This window comes from uncultured Roseovarius sp. (genome assembly GCF_913057115.1).
Lineage (GTDB): Bacteria > Pseudomonadota > Alphaproteobacteria > Rhodobacterales > Rhodobacteraceae > Roseovarius.
In genome coordinates this window covers 1-6,967 of the sequence record NZ_CAJXNN010000068.1, presented here as the reverse complement: position 1 = coordinate 6,967, position 6,967 = coordinate 1, and the positions used below count along the sequence as shown (strand labels likewise).

Below are 6,967 nucleotides of genomic sequence, written 5' to 3'. Positions count from 1 at the left end.
AACTCTTGCACAACTCGTTGATCCGCCGATTGCGCCGGCGCATCTCCTCGCTACGCAACATGGCTTGGAAATCCTCGCGCTTTTCCCATTGCGAATAATTGGCAATCCGGGTCTGCGCATCGTTCACATGAAGGCCCGCCGCGATGAAACCGGGCTGTTTCGAGATGAACTCCTCATAGGCCGCTGTCAGTTCATCCATAAGGTCCTGACAGGTCCCCGGCGTCATCTCGAAGGTGGTGATTACCGTCTGGCAATCATTGGCTGACGTGATCTTGGGCATGACACACCTCCTGAGGTCAGCCTAACAGCTTGTCCGCCCTGCGCAATGCCCACGATTTGCCCCGAATTGTCCCAGGATATCCATAAATCTGCCTCAGTCACCCACTACTCCACGTTGAAAACCCCCCGATGAGGGACAGACAAGGCAGGACAAGACAGATGGCATGCATTACCAGGATAGATTGTGATTCCGCGACCCCAATGCCCGCAGTGGCGCTTGGTCAGCTGACCCAAGACTGGCATGCGGCGCTGAATGTGGCAAAGGCGTCCGGCAAATCGCTGACAGATGTGTCAGCCAATGATCCCAGCGCCCCGCATGGAGAATCCGATGACACCGCGCAGCCCCGCCTTGGCCTCCCCGAAGGCACGCTGATTGACACTCTGGCCGGTCAAAAGCCCGTCGAGTCGCTCAAGCCACACGACATTCTGCGAACAGAGAGCGGAGGTTACCGTCCCCTGCGGCATATCCTGCGCATCGACCACGATGAAGCGACCCGCCACGCGACGATCCACATCAAGGCCGGGGCATTTGGCCCGAACTTGCCGTCACGGAACACACAGCTGCCACGCGATCAGAAGGTCCTCGTGCGGTCCGAGGTCGCCAAGCACATGTTCCCCGAGGGCGGGGCCTTCGTGGCCGCACATGTGCTGACCCATCTGCCCGATGTCACGGTCGCCCAGTCAAAGCAGTGCCACGGCTCACTTTACCTGCTGCTGCTTGACGAGCCGGAAACGATCCTTGCCAACGGCATCCCTACGGATACACTCGTGCCCTGTGCGGACAATTTGACCGTCATCCCGGCTCACCTGCGCAAAGCTCTCACCAAGATCTATCCTGGCTTTTCGCAAGACAAGGCTGCGTCCGGCTTGCAATGGCGCTTGCCCCTTGTCAAAAGGCAAAACCGTTTGATCAAGCGGCACGCGAAATCCGGCGCTCCTCTCCTTGCTGTTCCCGATAGGGAACGCGAGGCGGAAACAGCCTGATCGGCCCCAATCGGCCCTATACGTTAACGTCCGGTTTACCCTGATTAAGCAATGGTAAGTGCAGGAGGCCCAGATGCCACGCGCCCTTGCCTTGCTGATCCTGTTCTGTCTCACCGCGCCCGGCGCATTGGCCGGGCCATGGCCCCGTGGCAAGGGTGAAACCTTCCTGTCTTTTGCCATCGAATACAGCGAAAGCCGCGACTACGGCGGCCTCTATGCCGAATATGGCCTCACGGAAAACCTCACCCTCGGGCTCGACCTCGGGACCACGTCAAGCGATGCCAAAAAGGCCATCGCCTTCGCCCGTTGGCCCGTAGGCAAAAATGCCGGTCCCCTGCGCATGTCGGTCCAACTCGGCGTTGGCTATGCCGAACGCTGGCGCACACCGCCCTTCAAACTGGTCGTCAAGGGCGGCGGGCCTTTGCCGCCCCTGCCCGCGCCACAGCCCAAGATGCGCCCGGTTGTGCAAACCGGCTTGTCGGTCGGGCGCGGCCTCGAACTTCTCGGGCACAACGGTTGGGTCACACTCGACACCCGCGCCGAAATAGATGAGGAACTCGCCAGCCATTACGCCGCCGACGCAACCCTCGGCCTGACGGTTCCCAAAGGGCATATGTTCATCCTGCAATTGCAAACCGGGGCGACAGACGCAGGCGAGACATGGGCAAAACTGGCCCCCTCCTATGTCCTCGAACTCTCTGGCGCGCAGCATCTTGAAATGGGCCTCGTCGCAGGGGTGGCGGGCGACAGCGACGTCGCCGCCCGCCTCGGCCTGTGGCAAAGGTTCTAGAACGGATCGTCAATCCGCACCCGCATCACCACCGCGCCTTCCACGGGCGTCCCCCAGCGCAGGCGAAGCTGGTCCCGGTCCGGGCCATGCTTTGCCATGATGTATGGCACGCCGTAATGTTCATTGCCCCCCGCATCGCGCACCGGCCCTGAATGGGTCAGTGACTCAACCGTCTGCGCCCAGGCGTTGAACGGCAGCTTGTCGTCCACATCCACAATCCAGCTTTCCTGCGGCGTTGCTTCATCGTGGCGTATGGTGACCGGACTCGAAACCGGGGTCTGCACCTGGTTGAACATGTTGCCGTCAAAGGTGATATCGGCAAACCTGTTGTAATCGAGATCCGCAAAAGACGTATCCACCGCCTCAACCCGGTCAATCTCGCCCCCCACGACGCGAAAATTGTTCCCCGTCACCGTCAGGCCATTGATGAAATGCCCCGGCCCATAAGGCTTGATGACGATATAGTTGAACCACGGTGCGACATGGGTGCTCATGAAGACATTGCCGGTGATGCTCAGCGAACTGAAGGAAAACTCGCTGGAATACTCCGGCGCCTTGTCATGCTCATTGGCCCATTCGATAAAACTGTTGTCGATATAGTTGCCGGTGATCGTGCCACGGTTATTGGTCCGCGTCAGAACAAGCCCCGCCGTGCGCGGCGAATCCTGCAAACTGTCGCCCTGGAACCAATGGTTGCCCATCACGATCGTGGACGAGCCGCCCAAAACCGCGAAATGCCGGAAGAACGTCGCGCGATTATTGCGAAGTTTCACGTCATTGGCATTGGCATTGATCGCAACCGAGGTGCGATCCACCGCCGCCAAAGGCCCCTCGTCCGACAGGAACTGGCAACGGTCCACCAACATGCCCTGATCCCCTTCGCCATGGCTGGTGATGGCGCGGTCCTTGGGACGGGTGAAGAAACAATCCCGAAAGGCCATCGCGCCCGCGCGCGGCGGCAACAACACCCCGCTGCATTCCCCCCGGCACTGCAATTCCACATCCGACAAGGCAAACTTGCCAAGGTCCTCGAACCCGCTGAAATCAAGGATGTACTTGAACCGGCGGAAGGTGAAAACCTGCGTGCCATCGGCATCGTACAAAGGCGCGCTCAGGGTGATCTCCTGTGCCGCCACGTTCTTGGACCGCACGTAAACCTCGCGCCCCACGCCCGCACCTTCGATCAAGGCGCCCACCGGCACATTGGCCACATTGACCACCCCTGTCAGCGTCTTGGCGTCGTCCACACTATAGGTCGCCTGTGACGTCACCACCTCGGTATCCCAAGCCGGCCCCGGTTGCATCGAAAACTGGCCGTTGCGGATCACGCGGCGTTGCGAATAGAAATCCCGGTTGTTGACGGCGGCCTGCATGTCGACCGGCGCGCTGACCTCGATCAACCGCCCACCCAGATCAAGCGACTCATGCCCGGCGTTGTTCAAAAGCGCCTGAAAGGCCTTCTTGAAGGCCAGTTCACCATCGCCGAACGCGTCGATATAGGCCGGAAGGTCATAGTTGCGCGTCAGCGACAGCATCTTGTCCTCGGGCATCGTCACCGTGCCCTCAAACCGCACACGGCTTTGGAAGGTCACGCTCTCGGCCAGATGATACACCCCGGCCGGTACCAGTACCTCACGCCCATTGGCGGCCGCATCGGCGGCCTCGAAGGCGGCGGAATCATCCGTGCTGCCATCGCCCAGCGCCCCGAAGTCGCGCACATCCACAACGCTGATCATATCGCGCAGGAAAAATCCTGTCACATCCTCGATCTCGATATCGTCGATCCGCACCACGCCGCCATTGGGGCCCGTCAGATCCAGCCCCAGATGGGCATAGATCGGCTCGCTCCCCCAGACCATGTCCACACCGCCGCGCGCCCCGCTGCCGATGATCGCGCGCACCTCGACGACCTCGCCATACTGCGACAGGCTCACAGCCGGGCCGGTCTCGGTCAGGCCGGTCACATGGACATTGCCCGCGCCACCGGCCCAAGCGGCGATCCTTACATCCGGCAAGGCCCCGCTGATCGCCTTTACCCGTGCGCGCACCTGAAGGTAACAGCCCGGCAAGATGGGCGTTTCTCCCATGTACCGAAGCTGCTGGACCGATTGCGTCTTGCTCAACTCCAACGCCGCGCCGAAATCCTGATCTGCCGGCACGAATGCCGCATTGGCCGCGTTTTCATAGGTGTCCGACCCGGGCGTTCCGTCGCCGCTCGACCAAACGTCAAGCCCCGCCGCAAAGCTGGGCGGCATGAAACTCACCCCGTCGGTGATTGCCTTGTTCATCGCTAAATCCCTTTGTTGCGCCGCCGGGCCGGCCCGCTCGGGCGCAGACCGGCTCTGCCTCTGCCTTTGGGCCAACGCCCGGCCAAAGGAGGTATCTACAAAGGGTTAACGGGGCCCGACCACACCGTGACGGTGCCCCCGTTGCAAGGTCTTGAAAAAGGCCGCGCCGCTCCCGGGCAATCTGAGAAAAGAAGAAAGCCTCAGACAGCGCCGGCGGGCTTCCGAAGACGGACACCGTCAATCTTCCAACCGGCCTCGCCGTCGATCATCTCGTAGTCAAGGATATGCAAGGCGCCTTGCCCGTCACGGATCATCACCGGCTGACAAAACCGCCCCGCACGCTCCTCCATGTCTAAAAAGCGCACCTCCTCGGGGCGCCAAACCATCGGATAGCCCTGCTGCACCATCTCGCCAAAGCGATCCGGGGTGCGAAAGATCTGGCGAATGGTCGGACTGGCATGGGTGAAAGCCTCTTCGAAGTCATCGCGCTCGAAGGCGGCGATCTGGTCCTTGATGACCGTACGAATGGCCCCCGGATCGGCCAGGGCCGGGCCGGTCAAACCAAGACCCAGAAAAAGGATGGCAAAAGCTCTGCGCATGGGACACCTCCTGAGAAAGAGGTAGGTCACCACGCGCGCCGATCAAATCGTTGCTACTCCACCTTGGCCTGCAACCCCCGCAGATAGGCCACCAGATCCGCCACCGGCTGCGTCGTCATGATCTTTTCGCCACTGGGCAACTCAAGCGTGACCCCCTTGCCGTAATCGAAAAACGTCCCGTAAACCGGCATCGGGCTGCCATGCGCCACCAAGGGGTCGCGCCCGTCGATCCGCTTGACCACCCGTTCGAGGGGGAACACCCCGCCATTCTCGGCGCTCAGCACCGTCAGATCCGTGGGCGAAAGGGTCAGCACCGCGCGCATCGGCCCGTGTCCGGTGCCTTCAATTCCGTGGCAACTGGCGCAATATCGCTCGTAATCCGCCTGCCCCGGGCTTTCGGCCATGGCGGCTCCGCTCAGGGACATTCCCGCCAGCATGCCGCAAAGAACTGCTTTCCACATTGTCGGCCCTCCTTCGAATAGGCGCGGCATCATCCGCGCTGCAAGGTCTCAAGATATCGCGCAAGGTCCAACAGGGCGCGCGGCGTTTCAACCACGGCCCCGGTTTCATCGCGCCACATGACGTGCGGTCCCTCCAAAAGCGGTCCGAACTCCGGCATCACATGGAATTGTCCCGGATAGCCGTATATCTGCGCCATGACGTCGGAATACGGGAACACACCGTCGTTCCGCGCCGCAAGCACGGTCAGATCCGCAGGCGCCACCGGCAAGTCAGAGGCCAAGGGGCCATCGCCCTGCGCGCTCTTGCCATGACACGCCACACAATAGCTGGAGTAAATTTCCTCACCGGGTGCCTCCCCGGTTTCGGACACACAGCCCGCCAGGGCGAAGATGACCGACAACCCCAAATACCGCATGCCCGCTTTGCTCCCTCATATCCTTTATCGTTGTCCCATCTGGCAGCAAAGGCCCCATGGGTACATTGATCTGGATCATTGGGCAGCAGACAGCGCCTGTCAACGTAAGCTCAACCCGGAAATGCGCGCCATGATACGGCTGTCGGTGTCATCGCTGTCCCCCGACACGGCCAACCCGACAAGCGAGGTCGCGTTCCCTCCAAAAGCACGCGCATAATCCCGGTTCAGGTCGACCTGCTCGCGCGCTTGCCCGGTACCGGCCCCGCGCAGCACCACCGTTTTGCCACGGCTGCCAAGATAGGGACTGTCAAGGAACGCACCACGCGCGTGGTTTCCACCCCAGACATAGACCAGCACGCGCACGGCATCATTGTTCAACAGTTTGGTCACCTTGGTGCCCTGTAGCCGCTTGGCCTCAGCTTCAGGCAAGAACACGAAATACATCGCAAGATTGCGGTCATCACCCCCCTTTTGACGCAGGTCCGTGGCCGGAACGCTCTGCGTCACCTGCCAAGACCAACCAGCATCCGAGGCATCCCAAATCGCTTGCGGCAAGGCACGATACAGAAGCGAAACACTCCCGTCCGACGCTACGTCCAGGGCCTCGCCCCGCTGCGCATAGTCATTGCGTGAGAAAAGCGAAAACCGCTGATGGTTCCAGCCGCCGTCGAAAGGGATGGAATTGGCCCAAACCGGCCCGGTGAGCATGGCCAGACTGGCCACGAATGCTGTTAAACGCATGATCAACCTCCTCCGGTTACCAGAGGAAGGTAGACCAGCTCGCGCTTCGCGCAATTCATCTTTGCGTGATGGGTTACTCCAACCCGGCCAATCCACGGGTTTGCGCCCAAAACCCGTCGTCGAGGTCCACCGGATCCATCGCCGCTTTCCCCTGCCCCGGCATCCGCGCTCCTTCGTCCATGGCTACCCCGGCCTCAACCGCCGCCAGCCGTTCAAAAAACGCACCCGACACCTCCGGGTCCATCAGCATGTAATACTGCCCCAAGTCATGCGGCGGGCCTTCGGGGGCCTTCAAGGGCTTCACATCGCGGCTCACAACGCCGCCGGTCATCCCCGCGGCCAGAAGTTCGGCCATCAGGCCAAACCCCCAGCCCTTGTAGCCGCCCATCGACACAAGCGAGCCGCCCAA

Annotated in this window: 9 protein-coding genes; 2 read left to right on the top strand and 7 right to left on the bottom strand. The window is 61.3% G+C overall.

From position 1 onward, the window contains the following. Nucleotides 1-280: antibiotic biosynthesis monooxygenase (locus QZ498_RS16865; RefSeq protein ID WP_294624356.1), on the bottom strand; the 280-nt coding region annotated here is incomplete at its 3' end. A 158-nt stretch (nt 281-438) separates the two neighbouring features. On the opposite strand from QZ498_RS16865, the gene QZ498_RS16860 reads away from it, so the two are divergent. Next, nucleotides 439-1,263: a Hint domain-containing protein gene (locus QZ498_RS16860; protein ID WP_294624354.1), complete on the top strand. Its 825-nt coding sequence runs from the start codon at nt 439-441 to the stop codon at nt 1,261-1,263. Between the two features lie 73 nt (nt 1,264-1,336). Continuing rightward, on the top strand, nt 1,337-2,053 hold the full coding sequence (locus QZ498_RS16855) for a hypothetical protein (protein WP_294624352.1): 717 nt from the start codon (nt 1,337-1,339) through the stop codon (nt 2,051-2,053). Here QZ498_RS16855 and QZ498_RS16850 read toward each other — a convergent pair. From QZ498_RS16850 to QZ498_RS16825, 6 genes are all read right to left on the bottom strand, one after another. Then, nucleotides 2,050-4,341, bottom strand: a complete 2,292-nt coding sequence (locus QZ498_RS16850) for a glycosyl hydrolase family 28-related protein (RefSeq protein WP_294624350.1) — start codon at nt 4,339-4,341, stop codon at nt 2,050-2,052. The two genes, QZ498_RS16855 and QZ498_RS16850, sit on opposite strands and share 4 nt — an antisense overlap. A gap of 200 nt (nt 4,342-4,541) precedes the next feature. Continuing rightward, nucleotides 4,542-4,940, bottom strand: coding sequence for a DUF4864 domain-containing protein (locus QZ498_RS16845; protein WP_294624348.1), 399 nt, complete (start codon nt 4,938-4,940; stop codon nt 4,542-4,544). A gap of 53 nt (nt 4,941-4,993) precedes the next feature. Beyond that, nucleotides 4,994-5,401, bottom strand: a complete 408-nt coding sequence (locus tag QZ498_RS16840; RefSeq protein WP_294624346.1) for a cytochrome c — start codon at nt 5,399-5,401, stop codon at nt 4,994-4,996. A 29-nt stretch (nt 5,402-5,430) separates the two neighbouring features. Next, the gene (locus QZ498_RS16835) at nt 5,431-5,817 is read right to left on the bottom strand and encodes a c-type cytochrome (protein WP_294624344.1); all 387 of its coding nucleotides are present in this window, start codon (nt 5,815-5,817) and stop codon (nt 5,431-5,433) included. Between the two features lie 99 nt (nt 5,818-5,916). After that, nucleotides 5,917-6,558 (bottom strand): DUF3047 domain-containing protein, encoded by a 642-nt coding sequence (locus tag QZ498_RS16830; protein ID WP_294624342.1) that lies wholly within the window; start codon nt 6,556-6,558, stop codon nt 5,917-5,919. Between the two features lie 73 nt (nt 6,559-6,631). Beyond that, the coding region (locus tag QZ498_RS16825; RefSeq protein WP_294624340.1) for an Ldh family oxidoreductase at nt 6,632-6,967 on the bottom strand (336 nt) is incomplete at its 5' end.

What these genes read in the sequence shown, in the direction of transcription:
- QZ498_RS16850 (WP_294624350.1), bottom strand. Translation starts at nt 4,341, where the DNA reads ATGAACAAGGCAATCACCGACGGGGTGAGTTTCATGCCGCCCAGCTTT.
- QZ498_RS16860 (WP_294624354.1), top strand. Translation starts at nt 439, where the DNA reads ATGGCATGCATTACCAGGATAGATTGTGATTCCGCGACCCCAATGCCC.
- QZ498_RS16845 (WP_294624348.1), bottom strand. Translation starts at nt 4,940, where the DNA reads ATGCGCAGAGCTTTTGCCATCCTTTTTCTGGGTCTTGGTTTGACCGGC.
- QZ498_RS16830 (WP_294624342.1), bottom strand. Translation starts at nt 6,558, where the DNA reads ATGCGTTTAACAGCATTCGTGGCCAGTCTGGCCATGCTCACCGGGCCG.
- QZ498_RS16855 (WP_294624352.1), top strand. Translation starts at nt 1,337, where the DNA reads ATGCCACGCGCCCTTGCCTTGCTGATCCTGTTCTGTCTCACCGCGCCC.
- QZ498_RS16840 (WP_294624346.1), bottom strand. Translation starts at nt 5,401, where the DNA reads ATGTGGAAAGCAGTTCTTTGCGGCATGCTGGCGGGAATGTCCCTGAGC.
- QZ498_RS16835 (WP_294624344.1), bottom strand. Translation starts at nt 5,817, where the DNA reads ATGCGGTATTTGGGGTTGTCGGTCATCTTCGCCCTGGCGGGCTGTGTG.